The following is a 25,871-nucleotide window of genomic DNA, read 5'->3' on the forward strand; positions in this document are numbered from 1 at the left end:
ACTCGTTTGATCGTTCCAGATGATCGACGTAACGCCTTCGTGCTTTCTTCGAAGGCAGGGGGAAGCGCTCGCCCGCAAAATCTGCGCATCGCGCTTCGGAATGGATAATAGATGAGCCTGAAAAGCATAATCTGGAATGGATTATTAATTGCCGCCCTTTGTCTTGCGGTCTTCCTTCTCTATCGGATCTTCCAACAGTACAGCCTGGATGAGATCGTCCAATCGGTTCGCAGCATTCCATTCTTGACCTTCTGCACAGCGCTTCTGTTTACGGCGGCATCTTATCTCTGCCTCAGTTGCTTCGACCTCCTGGCGATCCGCTCGCTCGGCAAATCCTTGCCATACCGGAACATTCTACTCGCCTCGTTCGTCAGCCTTTCGCTCGGCCACAATATCGGGTTTGCCGGACTAAGCAGCGGCGCCTTCCGCTATCGGTACTATTCGCGTTGGGGGCTGACGACGGAAGACGTGGCGAAAGTCATCTTGTTTTGCGGTGTCACTGTGGGGCTCGGGCTCATCGCGCTCGGCGGCCTCGCCATGATTATCAATCCCGGCGATGCCGGGCGCCTGTTGCGCATCGATCCTGCAAGCGCCCGTGTCTTCGGTTCACTGGCGCTGATGGTGCCGGTCGTCTATGCGTCTCTGGCGCTTTTCGTCCGCGGCACGTTGCGGCTGTGGCGCTGGTCGTTTCAGCTGCCGCGATTTTCGATCGCGGTTGCGCAGGTCGGAATTGGGACGATCAACTTCATGTTCGTCTCCGCCTGTCTGCATCAGATGCTTTCCACCTTCGGCGACGTTGCCTTCTTCAGATCGGTAACGGCTTACGTGCTCGCCAATTCGGCGATCATCGCAACGCATGTTCCGGGCGGTCTCGGCGTGCTCGAGGCAACTGTCTCCTACGCGGTGCCGAAGGAGGCGTCGATCGGCGCGCTGATTGCATTCCGCTGTGCCTATTTCTTCATTCCGCTGGCGCTCGGTACCATGCTCCTTGTTATCAGCGAGGTAATCTTCCGGCGGAAATCACGCGGGGCGGATGAGGAGGCGGACGAGCGCCCCGAGGCCCAGTCGGTCTAGGGGTGCGAAAGGCCGAGCCGGATCGAAGAGGCCAGTACCCCGAATCGGCGAAATGCTGCCCGACAGATCGACGGCGAATTCCCGCAAACCTCGCGGCCCGTCGTTGAGTGCGTCGATTGCCTGGACCACCGAGCCGCTTCTCATGAAGGCTGTGGCAAAAGTCTCCGGGGCGGTGCCGAGATATTCCGCCAGAAGCCGGCTACGCAGATCAGCGATCGCGCGGCGGTGTTCGCCGCTGTCGGCCTCGAACAGCATGTCGCATTCGTAATCCAGCCCTTCCGAGCGATTGTTGAGATTGGAGGAACCGATGCGGATCAGCTCATCATCGGCAATCATCAGCTTGGAGTGGATGAGCACCTCCACCTCGTTGTCCTTTTTCTGCACTGGCCCGGGCACGACGGGATAGTAGACGCGCAGGCGGGCTGCGCGATCGGCGCGTTTGAGGCGGCGGATGACGCGGTCGCGATTGCCGCCCATGACGATTTTTTCGATCAGGCCGTGAGAGCTCCGCGTGCAGATGATGATGACCTCGGGCCCGTCCTCCTCCTGCAGCCGCGCGGCAATGGCGTCGGCGACACGGAAGGAGGCGAGGTATTGCGCCTCGACGTAGAGCTGCCGCCGCGCCCGGGCGATGACGTCCAATGTCATGGCGATGCCATCGCTGATGCCGTTGCGAAAAGCGGTCGACGGTTCGGTCAGCGCCAAGGTGACCGGGATCTCCTGCATGGAAACGGCGAGATTGGCGGGCCATGTGAAGGGAACGCTCTCAGTCAACGGCAGGTGGCGTTCGCCGGTGGCGTTTTCCCAGCGCCGCCTGGCGATGTCGCCGATCATCCGGGCGGCATCGCCAGTGGTCATCGCCTGAACGTCATGCAGAGGATCGTAGGGCTCGCCACCAGGGTCGCGCCGCCACCTGTCCATGACGCGATGGCGCCTTGTGTCCCATCGCCGCGACGTCAGATCGATGCCGCCGATGAAGGCGACGGCATCATCAATGCAGACGAGCTTTTGATGATGGCAGCCGCGTACTGTACATGGAAGGTCGAAGCGCAGATCGATCCTGTCATCCTTTGGAAAATCCTTCTTCCGAAGCAACTGGATTGATTTGTCCGAATAGATCGGCCCCAGCGCCCAAACGAGGATGCGTATTTCGAGGTCGGGGTTCGTCGCTACTACGGAATGCAGCAGGTCGGCCAAGGTTTCGTCGGATTTTTCGGGCTCGATCCGAATATCGGGATGGAAATCCCACCCAATGATCCACACTCTGCGTCGCGCCTGCCGCAACGCACGCGCCAGTTCTGAGAAATAGCGGTTACCATTGATCAGGAAAGCAGCCTTTTCCGCATATCCTTGCAGGCGCCGTGCCGTGCTTTCTTGTTTTTCGCCGCACGGATGTTGCGCTTTCGTTCGGGTCAGGTACGATTGATCGGACATGGTTTCAAATGCGGTCATGTTTGCCTCGGCCTCTCGACTGAGAACAAACGCCTGGAATTTCACCGGGTTCCCGATCGCAGGACGCGGCTGTTGCAATGGGCGGCGGCCCGCCATAGAGGATTGACACAGCGAAATGTCACAACGAGCAGGCAGCGCCGATCTTCCCCTTCACGGAGGACGCGTGCCGCATTGGCTAGGCGACCGGATGACGCGGCTCGGGACGCTGATCACCGAGGCGGTCGTCCATCACTATGGCCGCGACGAATTCCTGCGCAGGCTGGCGCATCCCTTCTGGTTCCAGTCCTTCGGCGCGGTCATGGGCATGGACTGGCATTCCTCCGGCATCACGACCAGCGTTCTCGGCGCGCTGAAACGCGGGCTGAAGCCGCGTGCCGGCGAGCTCGGCCTGCATGTTTGCGGCGGCCGCGGCGCGCATTCGCGCAAGACGCCGCTGGAGCTCGTCTCGATTGGCGAGCGTGTCGGTCTCGACGGCGAGGGGCTTGCGACCACGAGCCGTCTTATAGCCAAGGTCGACAGCGCCGCCCTTCAGGACGGGTTCGATCTTTATCTGCACGGGTTCATCGTCGCCGATGACGGCCATTGGGTGGTCGTGCAGCAGGGCATGAACGGCGACAAGCGGCAGGCCCGGCGCTATCACTGGTTGTCCGAAGGCTTGGAGAGCTTCGTGGATTCGCCGCATGCGGCAATCGAGGGAAGGAGCCAGGGTGAAATCGTCAATCTTGCCGACCGGCGAGCGGAACGCTCGCGACGCGGTCAGCTCGATCTGCTGGCGACCCTCGGTCCCGACCGGATCATCCGCGAGGCCGCTGCCTTGCTGCGTGCCGAAGAGCCGGCGCCCGAACCTGCCGCACAGCCGATGCTGCCGCACCTGATCATGCCTGCCCATCACGATGTCCGCGAGAGCGACGTCAACATGCGGCGGCTGCATGGAAACCTGGCTGCCGCTGCCGACCGCGGCCCGGCGGATTTCGAAGAGCTGCTACTCGTTCCAGGCGTGGGCGCCCGCACGGTGGAGGCGTTGGCGATGGTGGCGGAAGTCGTCCACGGCGCGCCATGCCGTTTTTCCGATCCGGCGCGCTTCTCGATCGCCCATGGCGGCAAGGATCGCCATCCTTTTCCGGTCCCGCTCAAGGTTTATGATGAGACGATCGCCGTGATGAAAACGGCGGTGCAGAAGGGCAGGCTCGGACGCGAGGAGGAGTTGCAGGCGCTCAAGCGCCTGGACGACCAATCCAGGCAGATGGAACGCTATGTGACGGGTCCAGACCTCAAGGAAATCATCGCCGGCGAATTCCGCCAATCCGCCGATTTCGGCGGTCGGAGCGTCTTCGGCTGGGAGGAGCCGCCCGCGGATGAGAGCTAAAACATCTCCGTCTTTCCGAGTGACGAAAATGCCCTAGCCCTTTATAAAACCGCTTCGCGCCTTTGCTGCGATTGCACCAGTTCTCAATGACCGTCGGGCGGGACGGCTTCGGCCGGAACCGTCTCTTTCAAATTCTTCCGATGGAAGATGAAGAGCCCCGCAACGACGATGATTGCGGCACCGACGATGATCTGCGTATCGGGAATATCATTGAAGAAGAGGTAGCCGAGGACGATCGCCCAGAGCAGCAGCGTATATTGCAGCGGCGCGAGCAGCGATGCCGGTGCGAGCTTCAGCGAGCGGGTGATGAGCAGATGCGCGCAGGAGGCGACGACGCCGAGCAGCAGCATGCCGGACCAATCGATGAGCGCCGCCGGCTGCCAATGACCGATGCTCAGGACGATGCCGGTGACGAGCGCCGCGACCGTCTGCCATGTCACGAGCGTCGTGTCGCTGGTCGAGCGCAGATAGCGGCTCATCACCAGCGACAGCGCAAAGGCAAGACTGCCGGCAAGCCCGAAGAGCGATGGAAGCGACAGCATCGCCGTGGACGGACGCAGCGCGATGACGACGCCTGCGAAGCCGGTCAGAACGGCGAGCCAACGGCGCCAGCCGATCTTTTCTCCGAGAAAGAAATGCGAGAGCGCCGCAACGTAGATCGGCCCGGCCATATAGAAGGTCATCACATCTGCGAGCGGCAGATAGGCGACGGCAGCGTAGAACAAGGCGACATCGACAGTCGCCATGAAGACCCGGATGAACTGGAGGCCCTTCTGCTCGACGCGGAACAACGCCATCGGCCCTTGCCGGAGGATCATTGGTCCGAGCACGATGAAGGCGCCGACCGAGCGGATCACCAGCACTTGGCCGACGGCAAAGCTGGCGACCAGCCACTTGCCCATTGCATCGTTCAGCGCAAAGAGCAGATCGCCGAGCAGCATCAGCACGACGCCTGTTATGATCAGGTTTCCGGCATCGGCTAAGCCAGTCTTGGTCGTCATCTCTCGCATCCTCGCAAAAACGGCCGCGCATGCGCGGCCGAGTGCGGCTTCTGCCTTAACACTGCCGATGTCAATGGTCAGTTTGAAGCGGCTGTACTCGAATTTGCCATAGGCGAATGGCGAGCGACCGTTCTCGTTCACGTTGACCGACAGCTTACCTGTCTGATCGAGGCGCCGTGACGTACAGTCGTGGAACCAGCGATTAAATTGGGCGCACCGCCGCCCGCCCCAAATATTAAGTCAGGCTCACCAAGGCAGCGTGCCCTTGTCATTGATGAAGGCACCCGTCTGGCCGTCGTTCGCGACTGCAAGCTGGACGATGATCTCAGCCGCCTGCTCGACCGTCCGATAGCCTGTATTGCCGTTAAAATCGGTCTTCGTGTATCCGGGATCCGCGCTGTTGACCCTGATGCCGAACGACGCGAGGGCCTTGGAAAACGATACGGTCACTGCGTTGAGGGCGGTCTTCGAGCTGTTGTAGCCCAGGCTGTTCACACCAAAGAATTCGCTCTCCGGGTCTGTCAGGGCGCCAAGCGAACCGAGTTCGCTGCTGACGTTGACGACATTGGCGGAACTCGCTGCTTTGAGCAGAGGCAGGAAAGCTTGCGTAATTCGGATTGGCCCGAATACGTTGATCTCGTAGACCTGACGGATGTCGTCTACGGTCTGATCTGCCGGGTCGATGAATGCTCCGGGTATGCCCGCATTGTTGACCAGTGCGTCGAGCTTGCCGTCTTCCTGTCTGACACGATCCGCGGCTGCCTTCACACTTGCGTCCTCCTCGACGGCAATTTCAAGGAAGCGCACATCGTGACCCTGAGCTCGCAGAGTTTCCGCCGCACTCTCACCGCGCCCCGCATCGCGGGCACCAAGCCAAACACGATAACCCATTCCCCCGAGCCGTCGAGCGGTTTCAAATCCGATGCTTTTGTTGGCGCCGGTGATCAATGCATTCTTCGACATGGTGATTCTCCATTCTGGTTGCCCGTCCAATATGAGTAGGCGCTTTTCCGGCCGCGTGCCAAATTCTACTGAACTCTTGCCTAATCCTGCCGAAAGACTTGCGCGCGTTGGAGGAGGGTGCAATTTAACAGCATGGACAATGTGGGCGAAGAACTAAGGTCCCTGATCGAGAGGCACTCGCGTGGCGGTCGTACGACGACCGCCATTCCACGCGTCGGTTTGCTAAGAGCAGAACGCACGACTGAGCCGACGGCAGGCATGACGGAGCTTGTCATATGCTTGGTGTTACAAGGCGCCAAGGCAATCACTTGCGGCGAGAACGTATTACACCATGGAGCGGGCAGCTACTTCGTGGCCTCGGTCGAGGTTCCTGTCTTTGGCAGAATATCCGAAGCGAGCCTTCAGAAGCCATTTCTTGGCGTCGGGTTCAGCTTTGACGCCAGTAACATCGCCGATCTTCTGATTGAGATGCCTGATGTCCATGATCCGGAATTCTTGTGTGGCCTGGGCGTGAGCCCGACCGATACTCAGCTCGAGGAAGCGTTTCTACGTATGATGCGACTTCTCGATAGGCCAAACGAAATTTCCGTCATGGCACCAATGATTGAGCGGGAAATCCTGTTCCGCCTATTGCGGGGACCGCAGGGAGCGAAGCTGCGGCAGATCGCACAGATCGACGGCCGCCAGTCTCAGGTCAGGCGGGCGCTCGCCTGGATTCGCGAAAACTTCACGGAATCTTTCAAGGTCGAAGATCTGGCGCGGATGACCGGAATGAGTGCTTCGGTGTTCCACCGTCATTTCAAGGCGGCAACGACCATGACGCCCATTCAGTATCAGAAGCGGTTCCGTCTCCACGAGGCACGCCGTCTGTTGCTCGAGACTCGGGGCGACGCCGCCCGTGTCGCTTTCGCCGTCGGCTATGAAAGCGCCTCCCAATTTAGCCGGGAATACGGGCGGCTGTTCGGACTTCCGCCCGCCCGCGACGCAAGCCGGCTTCGCGCGAAGCCTATTGCGGTGGTGACGTCGGACGCATCAGACGATGCGGTGACAAGTTTTGGACGCGCAATTTAGCGAGCCTGGTGACAGAAGCCCGCTCGCTGATCAAGGAGCACCGATGCCAGCAAGTGGGCATCCCCATGCTGAAAATGTCACGACATCGTCGTGCGTGGCGACCACCAAAATGCCATGAAGCAGGCCAAACCGTTCCGGGGGGTGGAAGAGTACCGCTGACGCGCCCGTGAGCAGCAACGACAAAGACCGTCGGCGGCTTGGATCAGCTAGAGCGCCCAATCATCCCAATTTTGGACTTCGGCAGCTTTGTCCTCTCGGCAAATCGTTTCCAGCGCCAGCGAGGCACGACTGGCGTGCCTTTGTTTATGCCGCAGAATTGCAAATTGGCGGGACGGCAGGGGGAAGCGCGCCTTGACCAGCAGACCTTGCGTCAAGAGCGGCGCGGCCACGGCTCCCGAAACGATTGTGGCGCAGAGACCTTCTCTTGCTGCCGATATGACCGCCTCGTTCGACGGCAGTTGAAGCGCGACAGCCAGATCTCCAGGGTCTATGCCGAGATTGGAAATCGTCGCCTCGAAGGCCGACCGGGTTCCGGACCCTTTTTCCCGCATGACCCATTTCGTGCCCGAAACCAACTCTGCCGGAGCAATTGGTTTGCCACGCGCCCAGGGATGGCGCGGACCGACGACGACAAGCAGCTCGTCCTCGGCAAGCGGCTGAACATGCAGCGCCGGCTCATCAACGCTGCCTTCGACGAACCCGACTTCGGCCAATCCATCGAGGACTGCTTTTGCGGCGGTGGTCGTGTTGCCAATCATCAGCTTCAGGTCAATGCCTGGGTAGCGAATCTTGAAACGCATCAGCATCGCCGGTAGCCAGTAGCTGGCGATCGTCTGGCTCGCAAAAACCACCAGTTCACCCTTTTGCAAGCCGCCGAGATCGGACAGCACGAGCGCTGCCGCCTTTGCGCGTGCCAGCGTCGCTCTTGCCTCCCCCAGAAACACCCGTCCCTCATATGTCAGTTCTATGCGGCGTCCGACGCGGTGGAAAAGCTCGACGCCATAGGAGGTCTCGAGATTGCGGATAGCCGAGCTGACGGCCGAGGGCGTCAGCTCGATCGCAAAGGCGGCATTGGTCAGATGCTCGCGTTCCGCAACCGCAACAAAAATGGAAAGCTGTTCAAACGTCATTGATCTAATCGTTCGATTTTGTCGAATGAACTTTGCTATACTATTCAATGGAAGGCGACAATCGAGTGTGGGAAAATTACGGTCCTCTGCAAGGTCTTGCCGATGATCGTTTCCGCCTCCCGTTCCCTGTCGCTTCCTGCCGTCCTCCCGGGACTCGTCCTGTGTGCGGCGGTCACGCTCTCTGCCTATCTCGTTGAACAGCTGCAGATGATGGTTTCCGGCTCGCATTTGATCGAGAACCTCGTGCTCGCCATTTTGATCGGCATTGCCGTGCGCTCCTCGGTCTGCCTGCCGCAGACCTTCATTCCCGGCATCCAATTCGCCGCCAAGACCTTGCTCGAGATTGCGGTCGTGTTGCTCGGCGCCTCGCTCAGCACGGCTGCCATCAGTCAGGCTGGACTGCCGCTGGTCGGCGGAATTGCCGTTCTGGTTGCTCTGTCTTTGGCCGGCAGCTTTGCTATCGGCCGGCTCTTCGGGCTGTCGGCCAGCCTGGCGACATTGGTTGCTTGCGGCAATTCGATCTGCGGCAATTCTGCAATTGCCGCTGCAGCACCGGTAATCGGCGCCAAACCGGACGATATTGCGGCCTCGATAGCCTTTACCGCAGTGCTCGGCATCGGCGCGGTTCTGACGCTGCCTCTGCTTCACCTGCTTTTTGGTCTCAGCGCCGTACAATATGGCGTTTTCGCAGGACTGACGGCCTATGCCGTTCCGCAGGTCCTGGCGGCCACGGCCTCTGCCGGGGCCGTTAGCACTCAGGTGGGCACGCTCGTCAAACTGATCCGCGTGATGATGCTCGGACCCGTCATCCTCGTGCTCAGCGCAGTTCATGGCCGCGGTCCTGGCGGTTCGCCAGTCAAGCTCCGCCATGCTCTTCCGTGGTTCATCCTCGGTTTTGCTGCCATGGCGACGCTTCGTTCGCTCGACGCAATCCCGGCGCCGCTGCTGCCCGGGATGGCGGCTGTCTCCGCCGCCTTCACCGTCACCGCGATGGCCGCTTTAGGCCTCTCGGTCGATGTCAGGTCGGTCGCGCATACCGGCGGTCGTGTCCTCGCCGCGGCAACGCTGTCGCTGTTGGCGTTGGGGGCTCTCGGGCTTTGCCTGATTGGGCTGCTGAATATCGTCTGATCGATCATCTTTCAATATGATACCCCGCAAGCAATCTTGCGCATCCCGTCAATGAATTTGTCGAGAGTATCCTCCGTCCCGACCGAGCCACAAAAAGGTTGAGCTTGATTGCCGTATCGATGATCATGACCACCGCGCTGGAACCGTCTAGCGCCGATGCCGAGATCGCCGCCGACGCCACGGTTCACGACGCCTTGGCGCTCATCCTCTCCGGTGAGATGCCGGGACTGCATGTCAGAGCCGCCGATGGGACGCTTGCGGGATATTTGTCTCGTGACACCTTATTGCGTGCCAATCGGCTGTAGAGCAACTCCGGCATATTGCGGAGTGGTCTTGCGCCCGGAACTGCGCAGAACAAAAAGATAGAGCGTTTTCGTGACACGGGGACAGGCGGAAACGCTCCGGCTGGAGTCGTTTGCGGAAGAGGGCGACATCGCAGGTCGCCATGACGACGAGCCCAACCTGCTCAACGCAGGCTGGGCCATCTTCGGTTTTCGATCAGATGGTCGAGACGTTCTCAGCCTTCGATTTTCCGGTCTTGCGATCCTGTCCGATTTCGAAGCTGACCTTGTCGCCTTCGCGGAGCGACCCGCCGCTTTGCAGCGCAGACACGTGAACAAAAACGTCCTGCCCGCCACCCTCAGGGGTGATGAAGCCGAAGCCCTTGTCGTCATTGAAGAATTTAACGGTACCTGTCGGCATGAGATAACTATTTCCTTGTGTCGTTCAGCGATTTGCGAAGGCGAAACTATAGCTTCGGGGCTTCTCTATCAACCCTTTAGCACACTGGCGGCTTTTTGAACGCAAAAAGATATCAGCTCCGACGTAGCTCAATGCGGCTCGTAACAACGGATCGACCTGTCGCGGGGTCGGTATCGACGGTTGTGAGGCGCATGCCCGATGCCCCGGTTTTTTCGATCGTCATCTGCGCAAGTCGATCGCCATTGACTTCTTTCGCCCATCTGATCGCGAGGCTTATGGCATTGCCAGCGCGTTTTCCGCCAAGACCCGCAGTGCCAGTGCCCGCGCCCACGTAGGAGCCGGTGTAGGTGTCACCGCTAGCCTTGAGGTTAGCGCTGATGACACGGGAAAAAAGCACGAGACTGGTGCAGCGCCCATTGAGTGCGAGGGAGCTTGCATTCGCGTCTGACTTGAAACGGCAAGTGACTGTCATGGTGGGGGCATTTGTCCGCACTTTCACCGTACCCTTACCGCTCCAATTTCCCGCCAGTGTTTTCAGGAACGCGGATTCGTCGGCCTTGGCGTCGCCGGCCACAACTATCGACGCCGTCGCAACGGCGATGGCGCACGCAAGGACCTTCATCAGCTGAGTAACTTTCGGACCGCGTAACATCTGCATAACGACGCTCGGCTGATCGGGAGGGTCTGATATAACCGCTTTGCGGTGAATTGGTTCCGTATGGGAAGCATTCGACCACGTTCGCAGCCATCACCATCTTAATTCATGTGTCTCGCAGCGCCGAGGAGACGAGTCGTCGACATTCGAGAGCAACTCGCTCGCCACAGCGTGCAGGTTTTCAACAGATCAAGATACCAATGCTACCTTCGGACCCTAAGAGGGATTGCCGATCGCCCACCTGAGGCTTTAGATCGATTTTACACAATCAGATTGTGGAAGCCAGCGCTGTCACACGAGGAGTTCGACGCCATTGCCTTCGCTTGTTCTACCTAGTCGCCCGATCTCGTTGGCGCGCAACGTCATCTCCACGCCGAACGCTTATTTCTGGTCAACGCCAATCATCCTGGCACTCGCCATCTTTCTATTCGTCTCGCAAGCACCAGGCGTGTTCCGCGATTTCCAGATCAGCCAGAACCCCGTGACGCTCGAAAATGGGGACGTGCAGAACGGGCGATGCACGACACGCAGGGCAGTCTTTACCGATTGCGAGGCACGCCTGGTCTACAGCTACGGTGGACGAGACTACGATACCGAAGTCGAGGTCATGTTCGTCGATTTCCATACCGGCGACTATGAAACGGATCTGGTGATTTCAGCCGATCACCCGGAACTTGCGACGATGAGCCTGGGTTTGGACATGCTCTGGAACCGGATCGTCACGCTTGCAGTGTTCGCCGTCCTGCTTGGCGGCATGGGCCTGGGGATGATTTTTTTCTCTATGCGCATTTGGCGGGTTAAGGGCCAATTGCTCCGGCCTGCCATGCTGACCCCTGTTCCGGTCGAGATCACCGCATTCGACCGCAAACGCGGCGTCCTTTCGATTACCTACAACGACAAGATTGCCAACGACAAAACCGGGCGATCCGCTTACACGCGCATGAAGAGTGGAGAGGAGCCTCTGATCGTCGGTGAAGCCAAGGGCAAGGCGATCGGACTGGCAGTCAGGCACGGCAATACAGCCCTGCCGGTGCTTCTCGACGATCGCCTGCAGCGTGTGGAGCTTACGGACGATGAGCGCACCGCAGCTCTTGCGCCCTTTGCGTATCAGCAAGAAAGCGATCGCGATGCGCCGGTTTTGATTGAAGAACAAAAAAAGACGGTGTCGATCTGGAAGCGGCTGCAGCTTTTCTTCGGTGTGTTGCTTCTGATCGTCGTCGGTGTGGTCGGCTTCTGGCTTTGGTACGTCACGACCTCACCGACAGCATTCCAATCGCCTGGCATGGACATCAACAATCTCATGCCGGCGCCATTGAATGAGTGGGGATGCGAGCAGCTCAAGAAGCGGTTTGGACAGGAACGCGCGCCGTTCGGTTGCGTCGCCGACGATTATACGAGCTGGAAATAGAGGTTGGATGCGCTGTTTTATCGCGTTGCCCGGTCTGCCATGAACCAGGATGCTCGATCTGCCCAGCATTCACCGGACGGTTCTGAATCGGGTGCGTTAACTGGCATCCGCCTCGAGTTTGCCGAAAAGAAGTGATGCTGTCTGCTCTCGACGAGTTCCCTCCAGCCCCGCCCGCGATCTTTGCTCTTTAGGAACAAGTTCGGCGAAAAACCTGCGGATGCAGGCAACTCACCATTGCGAAACCAACAGCCTTCGGCGAATGTCACCTGACGTGGCGTGAGGCGAGTTTATGTCATTTCGGATCGAGCGTCTGGTTGAAAAACACATTAGCGGTGCGGCCGTCGTATTGGTAAATGCCTATGCCCTACCTCCGTGGAATGAGAGCTGGTCCCTTGAAGCGGCTGCAGAAAATGTGACCTATGTGCTTGAAACTCCAAGGTCAATTGCACTTGCGGCAGTTGACGGAAGCAAGGTGCTCGGCATTGCGCTCGGGATACGACAGCGGCGCCATACCGGCCCGGTCATTTATCTGGACGAGCTTTCAGTGCAGCCCGATGCACAGGGTAAGGGAATTGGGACCGCTCTACTTTCTGCAATGTTCGAAACAGCCACAGCTGAAGGATGTAGCAGCTTGTGGCTGATCTCGAAGCGAGGAGGGGCGCTGTCGGAGTTCTATCAGCGTTGCGAATTTGCGATGATAGGCGACCTTGGCCTGTACTCTAGATCGAGCGAATAAGGCCAGATTGGGAATTACGCCTTTCCATACATCCGGCTCGCCCGCAGCAGGCGTTGCGAATAAGGATGTTCGACCGCACCTCTTCGCAAGGCACCGACATCGACCTGTTCGACGATCTCGCCCGCTTCCATGATGGCGACGCGGCTGCACATGTGCGAGACGACGGCGAGATCATGGCTGACGAGCAGATAGGTCAGGCCGCGATTGGTTCGCAGATCCTGGAGGAGATTGAGGATTTCGGCCTGAACGGACACATCGAGCGCCGATGTCGGTTCGTCGAGAAGCAGAACGTCCGGATCCAGCGTCAAGGCACGGGCGATCGCCACGCGCTGCCGCTGGCCCCCAGACAGCTGGTGCGGAAATCTGTAGCTCAGCGCCGGGTCAAGGCCGACCGATCTCAGGACGGCGTTCATGTCGACGGAATTCGTATCCAGGCCCTGGTTGCGCAGCGGTTCCTTCAGCTGCGAGCGGATGGTCTTGCGGGGATGGAGCGATCCATAAGGGTCCTGGAACACCATCTGCACCCGGCGAAAGAACGGCCGGCTGCGCTGTTGGTCCAGCGTCTCTCCGTGGAGCTCGATCCGGCCGTCATAATTGGCGTTGAGGCCGGAAAGCGCCCTCAGGACAGTGGACTTTCCGCAGCCGGATTCGCCGACCAGGCCGAAAGCAGTTCCCTTTTCGATGGCGAAGCTTACGTCTCGGACGACAGGCCGCTGCCCGGGTCCGAAACGGACCGTAAGATTGTCGATTTTAATCACCGCGGCGGCTCCAATGCGAATTCTTCAAGCCAGGCCGGATCTCGTTTCAGGATCGGTAGCCGGGCAGGTGGATCTTCGATCGTCGGCAATGATGCCAGCAACCCTTGCGTATAGGGATGTCTGGCCCTGTCGAGATCGCGCGCTTCGAGCACTTCAACGACCCGCCCCGCATACATGATGAGGACGCGATCACAGAAATTCCGGATGAGATTGAGATCGTGACTGATGAAGATCAGCCCAAGATTGCGGCGCAAGACGAGCTCGTCGAGCAGAGCCAGGATCTCGAGCCTCACCGTCACATCGAGTGCTGATGTCGGTTCGTCGGCGATCAGCACTTCTGGTTCGGCAATCAACATCATGGCGATCATCGCCCGCTGGCCCATCCCGCCCGAGATTTCGTGCGGATAAAGGCGGGCCACACGCTCCGGATCGCGGATCTGAACGGCCTCGAGCATATCGAGAGCCTGCTGCCAGGTCTTTGCCCTGCTCGTCCTCGGATGATGGAAGCGGTAGGTCTCGGCAATCTGTTCGCCGATCCGCATGACGGGATTGAGCGAATATTTCGGATCCTGCAGGATCAGGCCGATCCGCCGTCCCCTGATCGTCATCATCGTTTTTTCATTCGCCTTGAGCAGGTCGACGTCGCAAAAGCGCATCCGCTCGGCATTGACGATCGCGGTCGGTGGCAGCAGCTTCATGATCGCGCGGCCAACGGTCGACTTTCCCGATCCGGATTCACCGACGATCCCGAGCTTTTCCTGTCCAAGCGAAAAGCTGACGCCGCGAACGGCTCGCACCTGTCCGCCGCCGAAGGCGATTTCGAGGTTCTGAATATCGATCAGGTCAGTCATTCCGAACCTCGGGGATCGAGAACATCGCGAAGCGCATCGCCGACAAGGTTGAAGGCGAGGCTGACCAGCGCAATGGCAATACCGGGTGCCGCGATGACCCAGGGGCTGTCGAGCATGAATTCACGTCCGCTGGCGGCCATCGAACCCCATTCCGGCCATGGCGGCTGCGCGCCGAGGCCGAGGAAGCCGAGGCCGGCGGCGGTGATGATGATGCCGGCCATATTGAGGGTGACGCGGACGATCACCGAGGGAATGCACATCGGCAGGATGTGACGGGTGATGATCGCAATTGATGTCGCGCCCTGCAGGCGTACGGCGGCGATGTAGTCCGCCTTGCGGAGGCTGAGCGTCTCGGCGCGTGCAAGACGCGCGATCGGCGGCCAGGCCGTCAGCGAAATCGCGATGATCGCATTTGTGATGCCTGGACCGAGCGCTGCGGCAAAACCCAACGCCAGCACCAGCCCGGGAAAGGAAAGGAAAATGTCGGTGACGCGCATCAGGATTTCATCGACGATGCCGCCGAAATAGCCTGAGACGGTGCCGATCAACAGGCCGAGCGGGGCGACGATGACCGTGACAAGCATGATGATGTAGAGCGTGGTGCGGGCGCCGTAGATCACCCGGGAAAAGACGTCGCGGCCGAAATTGTCGGTGCCGAGCCAATGGCTCTCGGATGGCGGGGCAAGCCGCCCGGCCATGTCCTGAACGATCGGATCATAACTCGTCAGCAGGGGCGCCGCCGTCGCCACCACGATCAGCAGCACGATGATCGCCAATCCGGCGAGGCCAAGCGGGTGCAGGCTGAATTTCCGCCAGCCCTGATGAATTTGCTGCGCGGATGACTGGAACCAGCCTCGCGGTTCCGGCGCGAGCAGCCAGTTGCGAAGGCCGCCAGTGTTAGTGCTGTCCGCGTGCTCAGAGGAGATCGTCATGGCGTCATCGTGTCCTCGGATCAAGAATGCGATAAAGGAAGTCCGACAGGATGTTGATCGTCAGGAAGACGGCGCCAATCGTCAGGACGGAACCCATGACCACGTTCATGTCGTTCATCTGCAGCCCGCGGGTCAGGTACTGGCCGAGCCCCGGCCACCCGAAGACGGTCTCGATCAGCACCGCGCCTTCGAGGAGCCCGCCGAAGGTCAGCGCCATGATCGTTAAAAGCTGCACGCGGATGTTCTTGAATGCATGGCGCCACACCACCTTGCGGGTGCCAAGCCCCTTGGCCCGGGCGGTGATGATGTATTCCTGGCTGAGCTGCTCCAACATGAAGCTCCGCGACATGCGGCTGATATAGGCGACGGAATAGTAGCCGAGGATTGCCGCCGGCAGGATGATGTGGCCAAGGGCGTTGTAAAACACGTCCCATTGGCCCTGAATCGCCGCGTCGATCAGGAGGAAGCCGGTCATCGGCGTGACGAGGCCTTCATAGAAGACATCGATCCGGCCCGAGGCGCCGACGAGCTTCAGCTTCGCATAAAAGACGAAGAGCGCCATCAGTCCGGTCCAGAAAATCGGGATGGAGTGGCCGGCAAGGGCGACGATCCGCGCGACGTGGTCGATAATGGTCCCGCGCCTGACCGCAGCAGTGATCCCTAAAGGAATGCCGACGATCGCCCCGATGATCATGGCGATGATCGCAAGTTCGATCGTCGCGGGAAAGATCGTCATCAGATCGGTGAGGATCGGCTGGCCCGTCGTCGCCGACATGCCGAGATCGCCCGTGGCGATCTTGCCGACGTAGGAGAGGAACTGCATCCAGATCGGCTGCCCAAGACCCAGCTCGTTATAGACGCGATCGTAAACCTCCTTGCTGACTTCCGCCCCGGTGACGGCGAGCACCGGGTCGGCAGGCAGCAGGCGGCCCATCGAGAAGGTCAGGAAGAGCAGGCCGAGCAGCGTCGTCACCACGGCCACGGCGCGTCCCGCCAGGCGCCGCAGCAGGCTCAGTGCCGGGTGCGGGGCCGCCTCTGCGAACCCGCCCGCCGGGGAGTGCCGGCTGCTCTCCTCCTTCGATGTCATATCGGCGCTTGCCACGGCGTTCTACTCCTTGGTCACGTCGTGCCAGCGCGTCGACCATGTCGTATGCCCGTGATAGCCCTTGACGTTGGCGCGCATGACATAGGGGTCGGTTCGCTGGAAGAAGATGACCAGCGGGGAGGCCATGTCGGCATAGATGCCGTCCATCTTCTTGAAGATGTCGGCACGCTTTTCCGTGTCGCGCTCCTTCATCGATTGGTCGATGAGCGTGTTGAGCTCGTCCACCTTCATGCCCGTGCGCCAGAGGTAATAGCTGCCGAGGCGTGCCTCGTCGCTATTGTCGGGGTTGAAGGCATATTGCGTGGCGACCGCGAAGGGATCGGGCAGGCGGGCGCCGGAATTGCCGAGCAGCACTTCGAATTTGCGCTCGCGGAAGGCGGGCGTGAACTCGCCGGGCACGAGATCGAGATCGATGCCGGCGGCGCGGGCACTCGCCTGCAGCGCTTCGGCGAAGGGCAGGGTCGGGGCTCCCGACGGATTGAGCACCTTCTTCAGCCCATTGGGATATCCGGCCTCCGCCAGCAACTGCTTGGCCTTGGCGGGATCGTAATCGTAGTGCGAGGCAGCTTCCTCAGGGGCGCCGATCATGCCGCGCGGGATCATCGACTGCCAGGGAAAGCCCGTATAGCGCATGATGTTGCCGGAGATCGCTTTCCAGTCGAAGGCATGCTGGAAGGCCTCGCGAACCTTCGGCTTCTGCAGATCCGGGTCTTTCTGATTAAGGGCGATATAGTAGAAGCCGAGACCGGGGACGTTCTCGATGACCATGTCCTTCTTGGTGGCGAGCGCATCGAGGTCGCCGCTTGCCACATACTGCCCGACATCGACGTCGCCGGCTTCGAGTTGAAGCCGGAGATTGCCGGATTCCGGGATATGACGAGCGACGACGCGCGCCATGGCCGGCTTGCCGTCCCAATATTTCGGCTGCGCATTGAAGATCGCGACGTCGTTCGGCCGCCACTGTGCCAGACTAAATGGGCCGCTGCCGGCCGAATTGGCGGATAGCCAGGCACCGCCGAAATCGCCGTTCGCCTCGTGCGACAGCACCGTCTTTTTGTCGACGATGCCGATCGACGAGCCCGCCAGCGAATAGAGCACCAGATCGGTATTGACCGACTGCGGCAGCTCGATCTCGAGCGTGTGTTCGTCTTTTGCGCGAACGAGCTTTTCGACGTTTTCAGGCGTGAAGCCCCACAGCGCGATGTCGGTGGAGCCGACCTGTCCCATCTTGATGACGCGCTGGATCGACCAGGCTGCATCCTCGGCGGTCACCTTGTTGCCGCTCTGGAAGACCGCATCGTCGCGTAGTGTCAAGGTGATGATCTTGCCGTCCGCCGAGACGCTCCAGTGCGTCGCGAGCATCGGCTTCAGCGTTTTAAGATCGTCCGGCGACAGCTGCACGAGGTTGTCGTAGAGATTCGAGATCAGCTCGGATACCGTGCGGGCATTGTTCTGGGCCGGATCGAGCGTCCTTATGCCGGTGAGATTGGTGCCGATCACCAGCATGTTGGGCGGCGACGCCGCGAAGCTGGGCTGCGCCGTCGTCAGGGCGCCGGCAATTGCGATCGTTGTCAGTACTTGTCTCAGCATCTCAAGACCTCCCAATCCTGTTGTTTGTGGATAGTGTCGAAATCAGCCGGCCGCCTTGACGGCCGGCTGGTCTGAATGAGTTTGAATGTCGCCTTCGGCCTCCCAGCCTTGAAGGAGCCGATGAAGCTCCTCGCGGTCATGCTGGTCGAGCTGCGGCAATCCCGGCACACGCACGGGACCGACATCGAGACCGGAATAGGTGACGGCTTCCTTGACGACGGTCACGTTCGCGCCATTGCGGAATTTGGTCCGCATCCGCTCGAATGGCTCGAGCTTGTTGACGATCGCCCTGGCGGCGGCAAAATCGCCTTTTTCAAGCGCAGCGTGGACCGCAAGCGAGAGCTTCGGCGCGACATTGACGAGGCCGGACGTGAAGCCGCGGGCGCCGGCTGCGGTAAATGTCGGCGCCCAGCTCTCCGCCAGGCCGCAGACGAACAGCGCGCCGCCGGGGCTCGCCGCCGGGATCGCTCTCGACAACAACATCAGATCGGTCGTGGCGAATTTGATGCCGGCAACATTGCCGTGATTTGCAAGGCGGACGATATCGGCGACGGCGAAACCATCCGCCCTGACATAGGCGATGAGCGGCAGGGCGGAAGCATCCGCAAGATTGCAGAAATAGTCGATCTGGGCCGCAGGTGCTGCGAAGGGATCGACGGGCTGATGCGACATGACGGCGGATGCGCCGATCACCGCCGCATCTTTCGCCATGCCGATCGCCTCTCGCAGCGACCGGCCGATTGCGGCCGTCACCGGCGCCTTGCCGTCGACGCCTGAAACCGCCGCCTCATGGACGATCCTGATTTCCTGCGGCGTGAGCGCATAGAATTCCCCGGTATTGCCGGCAGCGACGATGTTGTGAATACCCGCTGCCGCCACCCGCTCATAGACTTTCGCCGTAATCCGAGGTTCGACTTCGCCTCTCCCGTCATAGGCCGTGACGGGAACACCCGAAACGCCCGTAAGCGCCTTGCGCATGATCGCGATGCTCATTTTTTCTTCCCCGTTCGCTTTCCATCCTAATGGTCGTTATCCGAAGCGGTAGGGCGCCAAGCCCTCCGCATTCACATCGAAGGCAATGACAGTGCCTGCCTCGAAATGTCCGGTGCGGTCCGTCGACAGGCTCGTGACGTAGAGGGTGCGCAGATCCGGCCCTCCGAAACACGGCATCGTCGGTGCGGGAACCGGCAGAATGTAGATTTCGACGATGTCGCCTTCGGGCGAAATCCGGTTGAGGCGACCGGCGGAAACGCCGGCACTCCAGTAGAACCCGTCACGATCGGTTGTCGCGCCGTCGGGCCGACCCTCGTCTTCCGTGAAGCTGCGAAGCCGGCGCCCATCGCCGAGCTCGCCCGTATCAGGATCGAAGTCGAACGCCTGCAGGAAGCATTGCCGGCTGTCGGAGTGATACATCCGCCGGCCGTCCGGCGACCAGGCGAGACCGTTGGAGCTAGTCAGTCCGGTTGCAACGGTCCGAGTGCGGCCATCGGCGCCCACGCGGTAAAGGGCGGCCTCATCGGTCTGCGGCTTGGCTTCGCTGAACGAGCCGATCCAGAAGTGCCCGTCGGGGCCGACCTTTCCGTCATTGAGGCGGCAGTTGATGTGGCGCCCGACTGGATCCGACACAAACTCGAAATCTCCCGAAACAGGATCGAAGAGATGGACGCCCGTTTGGAGCCCCACGACGATCCTGTGATCGCGGCAGAGCCCGAGCGCGCCGATTGCGGCCGGCATCTCGAAGCGGTCGATCTTACCTGAAGGCGAAAGCCGGACGAGCGCCGGCGCCAGAATATCGACGAGCCACAGAGTGCCGGTCTCCTCGTCCCATACCGGCGATTCACCGACCGTCAGCGGTTGCTGGATTACGGAACGGACGTCCGGGCGGATGACCCGCGGCGCCGTCATTCAACCGTCTCCAAGCTCTTGGCCAAGCCATCGGCGTCGCGCATGCGGATGGTGCCGTCGTGATTGATCTCACAGAATCCGCCACCCTGGAATGCCAGCGCGACCGGCCCTTCGGATCCCTCTTCGATCAGTGCGTAATCGCGCGGCCGGTCCTGCGGCTGGTAGCCCAATCGTGCCGCCAGCTCGTTGTCCCACCATTGCGTGTCCGTATCGGAAACGCCGTAGACGACTGTTGCAGCGATCTGTGGGTGAGTGAGCCCAATCCGCACCAGTTGCGCCAGATCCCGCGCGCTGATCCAGATTGCCACCGATCGCTCGCTGTTGGGATAGGTGCCGGCATTGCCGATGCGGATGGAAAGGGAGCGAATGCCCGACGTGTCGTAGTAGAGCCCCGCCACCAGTTCGCCCCAGCATTTGGAAAGCCCGTAGGGGCTGTCGGGACGCATCGGATCGAGCGGCGATATGACTTCGCCGCGCGGATAGAAGCCGGTGGCATGGTTGCTGGAAGCATAGACGACCCGCTGGACCTTGTTGATCCGTGCCGCTTCGTAGAGATTGTAGGTTCCAAGCACATTCGCGTGCAGAATGGCGTTCATGTCGATGCCGCTGGCGATGCCGGCGAGATGAACGACGCCGTCGACATCCTTCAGCGCTGCCGTTGCCTCGTCGAGCTTTGTAAGGTCTGCTCTTACGAAAGTCTCGTTTTCGCCAAGCTCAGCCGGTTCCTGCAGGTCGATCAGGTGGACGTGCTCGAAATAAGCGTGAAGGTGAGGGCGCAGCAGCGTTCCGACACGGCCGGCAGCGCCCGTCACAGCGATCCGTTTCATTATTCTTCCTTCCATTATCGCTCAACCCCCTGAAACATGCGGGCGCGGGCGTTCAGTATGTGTTTCTTCATCGCATCGTGTGCTTCGGTTTCCCGCCGTGCGAAGATCGCCTCGACGATCACCGCATGCTCATCCTGGACGCTGCGAATCTGCTCCAGGGTCCGTTTCAAGCTCAGGCTTCGCGTGACGGAATGCCCGATGGCGAAATGCGGCCTGAACCATTCGCGAACGGTGATGTGAAACTGGTTGCCGGTCGCCATGGCGATGGCATCATGCAGAACCTGATCCTCCTCGGCACCGAGCTCTCCGTTGCGCAGACATTGCTCGATCGAAAGAAGCGCTGCCGTAATCCTCTCCTTGTCGGCCGGCTGCCAGTTTCGCGCTGCAAGCTCCGCCGCCTCGGCCTCGAGCCCGGCGCGGAATTCAAAAAACCGCTGGACATCGGCGAGCGATCCGACCGGCACCATTTTCAGCATCGACGAATCCGGTCTTTGCCGGACATAGGAGCCCGAGCCCTTGCGCGAAACGACCAGGCCGTCGGCTCTCAGGCGTTCGAGCGCTTCGCGCACGACAGGTCTCGAAGCGCCGAAATCGGCGGCGAGCTTCGTCTCCGACGGCAGCCGTTCGTTCACCGGAAAATTGCCGTCGGCGATCATCCCCACGATCTTCTCGTAGATGATGTCGCTGAAGCGCGTTGCGCCCCTGTTCGAAACGGCATCGACCGCGAATGTCATTATGGTGCTTTTCTCCGAACGATTTGGGCTCTTGCAGTTGCCGACCGAACGTCTGCGTGGAAGTGTACAGCTTCTGACAGATCTCTGTCTTGGATGCGTTTTTGCCTTGTTATTGGCGCGCGAGAACCGGGTTCTGTTGCTGCATCGCTACAAAATTTGTAATTATCTGTCAACTCTTGTAATCATTTGGGAACGTGTCTATGGTTCGGTCCCAGCGCCGAGGAGGGTGCGAGCGGCAGGTCGGGAGCCTGCCGCATCAGCCGGTTCAAAAGGTGCGCCGGCTTAGAAAGGGAGGAACTCGATGCCCAATGAAATTCTGTCGCGCGGCGTTACCCGCCGCACTGTGCTTGGTGGCATGGCGGGCGTCGCAGCCTTGTCCATTGCCGGTCGCGTCTCTGCCGCCGCAGGCGGCGAAGCACCCGCACTTGCACAGCTTGTGAAGGACGGAAAACTGCCGCCGCTCGCCGAGCGCCTGCCGAAGAAGCCGATGGTCGTCAAGCCGTTCGAGAAAGTCGGCACCTATGGCGGCTCGCTACGCCGCGGCCTTCGCGGTTCATCCGACCACAACGGCATCCTGCGCATGGTCGGCAACCAGAGTCTCGTGCGCTGGAACCTCGAATTTACCGCTGTGGAGCCGAATCTTGCCGAGCGCTGGGAGGTCAGCGACGACGCGACACAATTCACTTTCCATCTGATTGAGGGCGTGCGCTGGTCGGACGGTCATCCCTTTACGGCCGATGACGTGGTTTTTGCGATCGAAGACTGCGTCAAGAACACCGAACTCTACAGCTCGACACCGGCGCAGCTTGCCGTCGCCGGCAAGCCGGTCACCGTCGAGAAGATCGACGATCATACGGTGAAGTTCACCTTTGCGGCGGCCAACGCGCTTTACCTGGAAAATCTCGCTACGCCGCTCGGTCAGCATCCGACGCTCTTTCCGAAGCATTACTGCAGCCAGTTCCTGCCGAAATATAACCCCAATATCGAGGCCGATGCGAAGAAAGCCGGCGTCACCAGCTGGACGGAACTATTCCGCAGCCGCTGCGGCGACATCGAGATCCCGTCGCGCTGGGGCAATGTCGACAAGCCGACGCTCGATCCATGGGTGGTCAAGGAGCCCTATGCCGGTGGTGCGACGCGTGTCGTCATGACCCGCAATCCCTATTTCTGGCAGGTCGACACTGAGGGCAATCAGCTTCCCTACATCGATGAGATCAACTTCGGCATTTCGCAGGATGTGGAATCGCTGATGCTGAATGTCATCTCGGGAAAGATCGATATCCAGGAACGCCACATCAGCGTGCTTGCCAACAAGCCGACGCTGTCGAAGAACATGGAAAAAGGCGATTATCGTCTGCTGACGCTCGTGCCTTCGGCCTCGCAGCAGTGCCAGATCTACTTCAACATCACTCACAAAGATCCGGCGATGCGCAAGATGTTTGCGGACAAGGCATTCAGGCAAGCGCTCTCGATCGGCATCAACCGCCCGGAACTCATCGATATCGTCTATTTCGGCCAGAGCGAGCCCTACCAGGCCGGGCCGCGTCCGACCCATCCGTGGTACAACGAGAAATACGCCCGCCAGTTCACCGAATTTGACGCCGACAAGGCAGGCGCGATGCTCGATGAGGCCGGCTACAAGAAAGGCGGCGATGGTTTCCGCCTCCGGCCGGACGGCCAGAAGGTGTTCTTCTCGATCGACGTCATTCCGACGCTCTATCCCGACCTCGTCGACGCGCTCGAACTGGTCAAGACCCACTGGGCGCAGATCGGCATCGACATGAAGGTCAACACGATCGAGCGGGCGCTCTATTACACCCGAGGCGACGACAATGCCCATGATGCGCAGGTATGGCCTGGCCCCGGCGGCCTCGATCCGATGCTCGATCCGCGCGATTTCTTCGCCTTTCATCCGCAAGGGTCGCGTTACGCCATTCCGTGGACGCTTTGGTACACTTCCAACGGTGCACGCGGCGAAGAGCCACCGGAAAGCCAGAAGAAGCGTATGAAGCTGTTCGACGAGGCGCGTTCGACGGCCGATCTCGACCAGCGCGGTGCGATCATGAAGCAGATATTCGATATCGCGGCGGAAGAATTCGAGACTGTCGGGCTTTGCCTTGCCGTCGGCGGCTTCGGCATCATCCGCAACAATCTGCGCAATGTTCCCGAAAAGCAGCCGGATAGTTGGTCTTGGCCCAATCCGGGGCCGGCAATGCCGCAGCAGTTCACCTTCACGAGCTGATTTGCACCTCCGGCGCCGTGCCTGACGGTACGGCGCTTTCTTTCAGTTCGCCCTCCGAGATGCCTTGCCGGCCATGGCGGCCGACAAGGTCCGGAAGGCGGCGTTCAATGCAAGAGGCGCCCCATGCTGGTCTTCATCGCCAAACGCTTGCTATGGATGATTCCATCGCTTTTTGCCGTCAGCTTCCTCGCTTTCGTGCTGATCCAGCTGCCGCCGGGCGATTACGTCACCACCTATATCGCGACGCTGGCCGCCTCTAACGAGATCGTCGATCAGAACACGGCGGCGCAATTGCGCGAACGCTTCGGTCTCGGCGATCCGATGTTGATCCAATATTTCAAGTGGATATGGGGTATCCTTTCGCGCGGCGATTTCGGCATTTCCTTCGAATGGCAGCAGCCGGTCTCGGATCTGATCTGGGAACGCATGGCGCTGACGCTTGTTCTGGCTCTGTCGACATTGATCGCCACCTGGGCGATCGCGCTGCCGATCGGCGTCTTTTCCGCCGTGCGCAAATATTCGATCGGCGACTATTTCTTCACTGCCTTCACCTTCTTCGGCTTGGCCGTTCCGTCCTTCCTGCTGGCGCTGGTGCTGATGTATGTCGCGGCTGTCGAATTCGGCCAGGATGTCGGCGGGCTCTTTTCGCCGGAATATGAGAACGCGGCCTGGAGCTTCGCCAAGATGGGCGATCTTTTCTCGCATCTCTGGCTTCCCGTCATCATTCTTGCCGTCTCCTCGACGGCGAGCCTCATCCGCGTCATGCGCGCCAACATGCTCGATGAGCTGCCGAAGCCTTACGTGACCACGGCACGGGCAAAAGGTCTCTCCGAGTTCCGGCTGCTGGTGAAATATCCTCTGATGATTGCGCTCAATCCGTTCATCTCGACGATTGCCTGGCTGCTGCCTAATCTCATCTCCGGCTCGGTCGTCGTCGCCATCGTCCTCAATCTGCCGACGGCTGCTCCTTTGTTGCTGCAGGCGCTGATGGCCCAGGACATGTATCTCGCCGGCGCCTTCGTTCTGCTGATCTGCGCGCTGACGCTGATAGGCTCTCTGATCAGCGATATCCTGCTTGCGCTGGTCGATCCCCGCATCCGGTTGGAATAGGAGCCGATATGGCCGACATCACCGTTACGAACATTCCGCCGGATCGCGCCGCCGTTGCATCGCAGTGGCAGCTCATCTGGTGGGCTTTCCGCCGGCATCGGCTGGCCATGGTCGCGCTCGTCGTCACCGTGCTGATGTATATCGTCGCCCTGCTTCCCGGCTTCTTCGCCATCAACGATCCGAATCTGCAGAATGCGCGGGCGACTTTTCACCCGCCGCAGAGATTGCATCTGATCGATACGCAGAACGGGTTCTCTTTTGGCCCGCATTATTATCCGATGAAGCTGACCCGCGATCCGGAAACGCTGGCCGCCATCTTCAAGGAAGACACGACAAAACGTGTCGACGTCCAGTTCTTCGGGCGCGGCTATGAATATTCCGTGTTCGGCCTGTTCAGGACCAACATTCATCTGATCGCCTCGCCCGACAAGACGACGCCGCTGCTTCTGTTCGGCGCCGACAGGCTTGGGCGCGATGTTTTCAGCCGAACGGTGCAGGGCTCGCAGATCTCGTTGTCGATCGGCCTCGTTGGTGTCTTCTTCTCGCTCATGCTCGGCATCGTGCTCGGCGGCATCTCGGGATATTACGGCGGCCGCATCGATTTCTTCCTGCAGCGGGTGATCGATTTCGTGCTGTCGCTGCCGACAATCCCGATCTGGCTCGCAATGGCCGCGGCCCTGCCGCAGGACTGGCCTGCGACGCTGCAATATATGATGATCACAATCATCCTGTCGCTGACCGGCTGGGCGCAGCTCGCCCGCGTCGTTCGCGGCCGCTTCCTGTCTTTGCGCACCGAGGAATTCGTCGCTGCCGCCAGGCTCGACGGTGTTCGCGAAAGACGCATCATCTTTCGCCACATGTTGCCGAGTTTCGCCAGCCATATCATCGCCTCGATCACGCTTGCGGTGCCGGCGATGATCCTTGCCGAAACCTCTCTCTCCTTTCTGGGGCTCGGTCTGCAGCCGCCGACCATCTCCTGGGGCGTGCTTCTGCGCGAGGCCCAGAACATTCGCTCGATCGCTACCGCGCCATGGCTCTTCATGCCGGGCTGTGCCGTCGTGGTCGCCGTGATGGCGCTCAACCTTCTCGGCGACGGCCTGCGCGATGCGGCCGATCCTTACAACAAATGAG

The 25,871-nt window shown here is 60.3% G+C and carries 25 protein-coding genes; 10 read left to right on the forward strand and 15 right to left on the reverse strand.

The genetic code is table 11. From position 1 onward, the window contains the following. Positions 1-111 precede the first annotated feature (111 nt). Positions 112-1,074, forward strand: a complete 963-nt coding sequence (locus tag N2A41_RS26890) for a lysylphosphatidylglycerol synthase domain-containing protein (protein ID WP_162116360.1) — start codon at positions 112-114, stop codon at positions 1,072-1,074. Here the strand turns inward: N2A41_RS26890 and N2A41_RS26895 are convergent. Next, a complete protein-coding gene (locus N2A41_RS26895) occupies positions 1,021-2,526 on the reverse strand; it encodes a phospholipase D-like domain-containing protein (protein WP_260111259.1) in 1,506 nt (501 codons plus the stop codon). The genes N2A41_RS26890 and N2A41_RS26895 overlap by 54 nt on opposite strands. A gap of 115 nt (positions 2,527-2,641) precedes the next feature. Between N2A41_RS26895 and N2A41_RS26900 the strand changes: the two genes are divergently transcribed. Beyond that, positions 2,642-3,892: a DUF763 domain-containing protein gene (locus N2A41_RS26900; protein ID WP_162116362.1), complete on the forward strand. Its 1,251-nt coding sequence runs from the start codon at positions 2,642-2,644 to the stop codon at positions 3,890-3,892. Positions 3,893-3,975: 83 nt separating this feature from the next. Here N2A41_RS26900 and N2A41_RS26905 read toward each other — a convergent pair whose 3' ends face one another. Both N2A41_RS26905 and N2A41_RS26910 read right to left on the reverse strand, forming a co-directional pair. Next, entirely contained in the window at positions 3,976-4,893 is a 918-nt protein-coding gene (locus N2A41_RS26905; protein WP_162116363.1) for a DMT family transporter, read from the reverse strand. 246 nt (positions 4,894-5,139) lie between these two features. Further along, positions 5,140-5,856: an SDR family oxidoreductase gene (locus N2A41_RS26910; protein WP_260111260.1), complete on the reverse strand. Its 717-nt coding sequence runs from the start codon at positions 5,854-5,856 to the stop codon at positions 5,140-5,142. Between the two features lie 132 nt (positions 5,857-5,988). Between N2A41_RS26910 and N2A41_RS26915 the strand changes: the two genes are divergently transcribed. Continuing rightward, the gene (locus N2A41_RS26915) at positions 5,989-6,927 is read left to right on the forward strand and encodes an AraC family transcriptional regulator (RefSeq protein WP_017967413.1); all 939 of its coding nucleotides are present in this window, start codon (positions 5,989-5,991) and stop codon (positions 6,925-6,927) included. A gap of 206 nt (positions 6,928-7,133) precedes the next feature. Here the strand turns inward: N2A41_RS26915 and N2A41_RS26920 are convergent, their stop codons facing one another. Beyond that, positions 7,134-8,057, reverse strand: coding sequence for a LysR substrate-binding domain-containing protein (locus N2A41_RS26920; RefSeq protein WP_260111261.1), 924 nt, complete (start codon positions 8,055-8,057; stop codon positions 7,134-7,136). A 102-nt stretch (positions 8,058-8,159) separates the two neighbouring features. Here N2A41_RS26920 and N2A41_RS26925 point away from each other — a divergent pair, with 102 nt between their 5' ends. Beyond that, positions 8,160-9,185, forward strand: coding sequence for a YeiH family protein (locus N2A41_RS26925; RefSeq protein WP_170279674.1), 1,026 nt, complete (start codon positions 8,160-8,162; stop codon positions 9,183-9,185). Positions 9,186-9,304: 119 nt separating this feature from the next. Then, complete coding sequence (locus N2A41_RS26930; protein WP_017967410.1) at positions 9,305-9,490, forward strand: hypothetical protein; 186 nt, start codon at positions 9,305-9,307, stop codon at positions 9,488-9,490. Between the two features lie 193 nt (positions 9,491-9,683). Here the strand turns inward: N2A41_RS26930 and N2A41_RS26935 are convergent, their stop codons facing one another. Both N2A41_RS26935 and N2A41_RS26940 read right to left on the reverse strand, forming a co-directional pair. Beyond that, complete coding sequence (locus N2A41_RS26935) at positions 9,684-9,887, reverse strand: cold-shock protein (RefSeq protein ID WP_017967409.1); 204 nt, start codon at positions 9,885-9,887, stop codon at positions 9,684-9,686. Positions 9,888-9,999: 112 nt separating this feature from the next. Beyond that, positions 10,000-10,545, reverse strand: coding sequence for a hypothetical protein (locus N2A41_RS26940; protein ID WP_246726484.1), 546 nt, complete (start codon positions 10,543-10,545; stop codon positions 10,000-10,002). A gap of 310 nt (positions 10,546-10,855) precedes the next feature. Between N2A41_RS26940 and N2A41_RS26945 the strand changes: the two genes are divergently transcribed. Together N2A41_RS26945 and N2A41_RS26950 are read left to right on the forward strand one after the other, a co-directional pair. Continuing rightward, a complete protein-coding gene (locus tag N2A41_RS26945; protein ID WP_170279675.1) occupies positions 10,856-11,950 on the forward strand; it encodes a hypothetical protein in 1,095 nt (364 codons plus the stop codon). 289 nt (positions 11,951-12,239) lie between these two features. Continuing rightward, complete coding sequence (locus tag N2A41_RS26950; protein ID WP_170279676.1) at positions 12,240-12,686, forward strand: GNAT family N-acetyltransferase; 447 nt, start codon at positions 12,240-12,242, stop codon at positions 12,684-12,686. A 14-nt stretch (positions 12,687-12,700) separates the two neighbouring features. On the opposite strand, the gene N2A41_RS26955 is transcribed toward N2A41_RS26950, so the two are convergent. Genes N2A41_RS26955 through N2A41_RS26995 form a run of 9 tightly spaced genes read right to left on the reverse strand, consistent with a single transcriptional unit; the run spans position 12,701 to position 21,388 of the window. Then, on the reverse strand, positions 12,701-13,444 hold the full coding sequence (locus N2A41_RS26955) for an ABC transporter ATP-binding protein (protein WP_260111262.1): 744 nt from the start codon (positions 13,442-13,444) through the stop codon (positions 12,701-12,703). Next, positions 13,441-14,295 (reverse strand): ABC transporter ATP-binding protein, encoded by an 855-nt coding sequence (locus N2A41_RS26960; RefSeq protein ID WP_170279678.1) that lies wholly within the window; start codon positions 14,293-14,295, stop codon positions 13,441-13,443. Before N2A41_RS26960 ends, N2A41_RS26955 begins: the two co-directional genes overlap by 4 nt. Continuing rightward, positions 14,292-15,227, reverse strand: coding sequence for an ABC transporter permease (locus N2A41_RS26965; RefSeq protein WP_260111263.1), 936 nt, complete (start codon positions 15,225-15,227; stop codon positions 14,292-14,294). The genes N2A41_RS26960 and N2A41_RS26965 overlap by 4 nt, the downstream gene beginning before the upstream one ends. A gap of 4 nt (positions 15,228-15,231) precedes the next feature. Beyond that, positions 15,232-16,329, reverse strand: a complete 1,098-nt coding sequence (locus tag N2A41_RS26970; protein ID WP_260111264.1) for an ABC transporter permease — start codon at positions 16,327-16,329, stop codon at positions 15,232-15,234. 6 nt (positions 16,330-16,335) lie between these two features. Then, the gene (locus N2A41_RS26975) at positions 16,336-17,922 is read right to left on the reverse strand and encodes an ABC transporter substrate-binding protein (protein WP_260111265.1); all 1,587 of its coding nucleotides are present in this window, start codon (positions 17,920-17,922) and stop codon (positions 16,336-16,338) included. A 42-nt stretch (positions 17,923-17,964) separates the two neighbouring features. Continuing rightward, entirely contained in the window at positions 17,965-18,915 is a 951-nt protein-coding gene (locus tag N2A41_RS26980; RefSeq protein WP_170279682.1) for a dihydrodipicolinate synthase family protein, read from the reverse strand. Positions 18,916-18,951: 36 nt separating this feature from the next. After that, positions 18,952-19,827, reverse strand: a complete 876-nt coding sequence (locus N2A41_RS26985) for an SMP-30/gluconolactonase/LRE family protein (RefSeq protein ID WP_170259679.1) — start codon at positions 19,825-19,827, stop codon at positions 18,952-18,954. Beyond that, a complete protein-coding gene (locus tag N2A41_RS26990; RefSeq protein WP_260111266.1) occupies positions 19,824-20,654 on the reverse strand; it encodes an NAD-dependent epimerase/dehydratase family protein in 831 nt (276 codons plus the stop codon). The genes N2A41_RS26985 and N2A41_RS26990 overlap by 4 nt, the downstream gene beginning before the upstream one ends. A gap of 14 nt (positions 20,655-20,668) precedes the next feature. Continuing rightward, entirely contained in the window at positions 20,669-21,388 is a 720-nt protein-coding gene (locus tag N2A41_RS26995; RefSeq protein WP_017967398.1) for a FadR/GntR family transcriptional regulator, read from the reverse strand. Positions 21,389-21,689: 301 nt separating this feature from the next. Between N2A41_RS26995 and N2A41_RS27000 the strand changes: the two genes are divergently transcribed. From N2A41_RS27000 to N2A41_RS27010, 3 genes are all read left to right on the forward strand, one after another. Next, positions 21,690-23,630 (forward strand): ABC transporter substrate-binding protein, encoded by a 1,941-nt coding sequence (locus N2A41_RS27000; RefSeq protein WP_017967397.1) that lies wholly within the window; start codon positions 21,690-21,692, stop codon positions 23,628-23,630. A gap of 123 nt (positions 23,631-23,753) precedes the next feature. Then, positions 23,754-24,740, forward strand: a complete 987-nt coding sequence (locus tag N2A41_RS27005) for an ABC transporter permease (RefSeq protein ID WP_017967396.1) — start codon at positions 23,754-23,756, stop codon at positions 24,738-24,740. 8 nt (positions 24,741-24,748) lie between these two features. After that, complete coding sequence (locus N2A41_RS27010; RefSeq protein WP_017967395.1) at positions 24,749-25,870, forward strand: ABC transporter permease; 1,122 nt, start codon at positions 24,749-24,751, stop codon at positions 25,868-25,870. The last annotated feature ends 1 nt before the right edge of the window (position 25,871 follow it).

The sequence above is a fragment of the Rhizobium sp. SRDI969 genome, assembly GCF_025152725.1.
GTDB classification, from domain to species: Bacteria; Pseudomonadota; Alphaproteobacteria; order Rhizobiales; family Rhizobiaceae; genus Rhizobium; species Rhizobium leguminosarum_I.

Coding starts and splice junctions, on each gene's coding strand:
- N2A41_RS26890 (WP_162116360.1), top strand. CDS start 112: ATGAGCCTGAAAAGCATAATCTGGAATGGATTATTAATTGCCGCCCTT.
- N2A41_RS26895 (WP_260111259.1), bottom strand. CDS start 2,526: ATGACCGCATTTGAAACCATGTCCGATCAATCGTACCTGACCCGAACG.
- N2A41_RS26900 (WP_162116362.1), top strand. CDS start 2,642: ATGTCACAACGAGCAGGCAGCGCCGATCTTCCCCTTCACGGAGGACGC.
- N2A41_RS26905 (WP_162116363.1), bottom strand. CDS start 4,893: ATGACGACCAAGACTGGCTTAGCCGATGCCGGAAACCTGATCATAACA.
- N2A41_RS26910 (WP_260111260.1), bottom strand. CDS start 5,856: ATGTCGAAGAATGCATTGATCACCGGCGCCAACAAAAGCATCGGATTT.
- N2A41_RS26915 (WP_017967413.1), top strand. CDS start 5,989: ATGGACAATGTGGGCGAAGAACTAAGGTCCCTGATCGAGAGGCACTCG.
- N2A41_RS26920 (WP_260111261.1), bottom strand. CDS start 8,057: ATGACGTTTGAACAGCTTTCCATTTTTGTTGCGGTTGCGGAACGCGAG.
- N2A41_RS26925 (WP_170279674.1), top strand. CDS start 8,160: ATGATCGTTTCCGCCTCCCGTTCCCTGTCGCTTCCTGCCGTCCTCCCG.
- N2A41_RS26930 (WP_017967410.1), top strand. CDS start 9,305: ATGATCATGACCACCGCGCTGGAACCGTCTAGCGCCGATGCCGAGATC.
- N2A41_RS26935 (WP_017967409.1), bottom strand. CDS start 9,887: ATGCCGACAGGTACCGTTAAATTCTTCAATGACGACAAGGGCTTCGGC.
- N2A41_RS26940 (WP_246726484.1), bottom strand. CDS start 10,545: ATGCAGATGTTACGCGGTCCGAAAGTTACTCAGCTGATGAAGGTCCTT.
- N2A41_RS26950 (WP_170279676.1), top strand. CDS start 12,240: ATGTCATTTCGGATCGAGCGTCTGGTTGAAAAACACATTAGCGGTGCG.
- N2A41_RS26960 (WP_170279678.1), bottom strand. CDS start 14,295: ATGACTGACCTGATCGATATTCAGAACCTCGAAATCGCCTTCGGCGGC.
- N2A41_RS26965 (WP_260111263.1), bottom strand. CDS start 15,227: ATGACGATCTCCTCTGAGCACGCGGACAGCACTAACACTGGCGGCCTT.
- N2A41_RS26975 (WP_260111265.1), bottom strand. CDS start 17,922: ATGCTGAGACAAGTACTGACAACGATCGCAATTGCCGGCGCCCTGACG.
- N2A41_RS26980 (WP_170279682.1), bottom strand. CDS start 18,915: ATGAGCATCGCGATCATGCGCAAGGCGCTTACGGGCGTTTCGGGTGTT.
- N2A41_RS26985 (WP_170259679.1), bottom strand. CDS start 19,827: ATGACGGCGCCGCGGGTCATCCGCCCGGACGTCCGTTCCGTAATCCAG.
- N2A41_RS26990 (WP_260111266.1), bottom strand. CDS start 20,654: ATGAAACGGATCGCTGTGACGGGCGCTGCCGGCCGTGTCGGAACGCTG.
- N2A41_RS26995 (WP_017967398.1), bottom strand. CDS start 21,388: ATGACATTCGCGGTCGATGCCGTTTCGAACAGGGGCGCAACGCGCTTC.
- N2A41_RS27000 (WP_017967397.1), top strand. CDS start 21,690: ATGCCCAATGAAATTCTGTCGCGCGGCGTTACCCGCCGCACTGTGCTT.
- N2A41_RS27005 (WP_017967396.1), top strand. CDS start 23,754: ATGCTGGTCTTCATCGCCAAACGCTTGCTATGGATGATTCCATCGCTT.
- N2A41_RS27010 (WP_017967395.1), top strand. CDS start 24,749: ATGGCCGACATCACCGTTACGAACATTCCGCCGGATCGCGCCGCCGTT.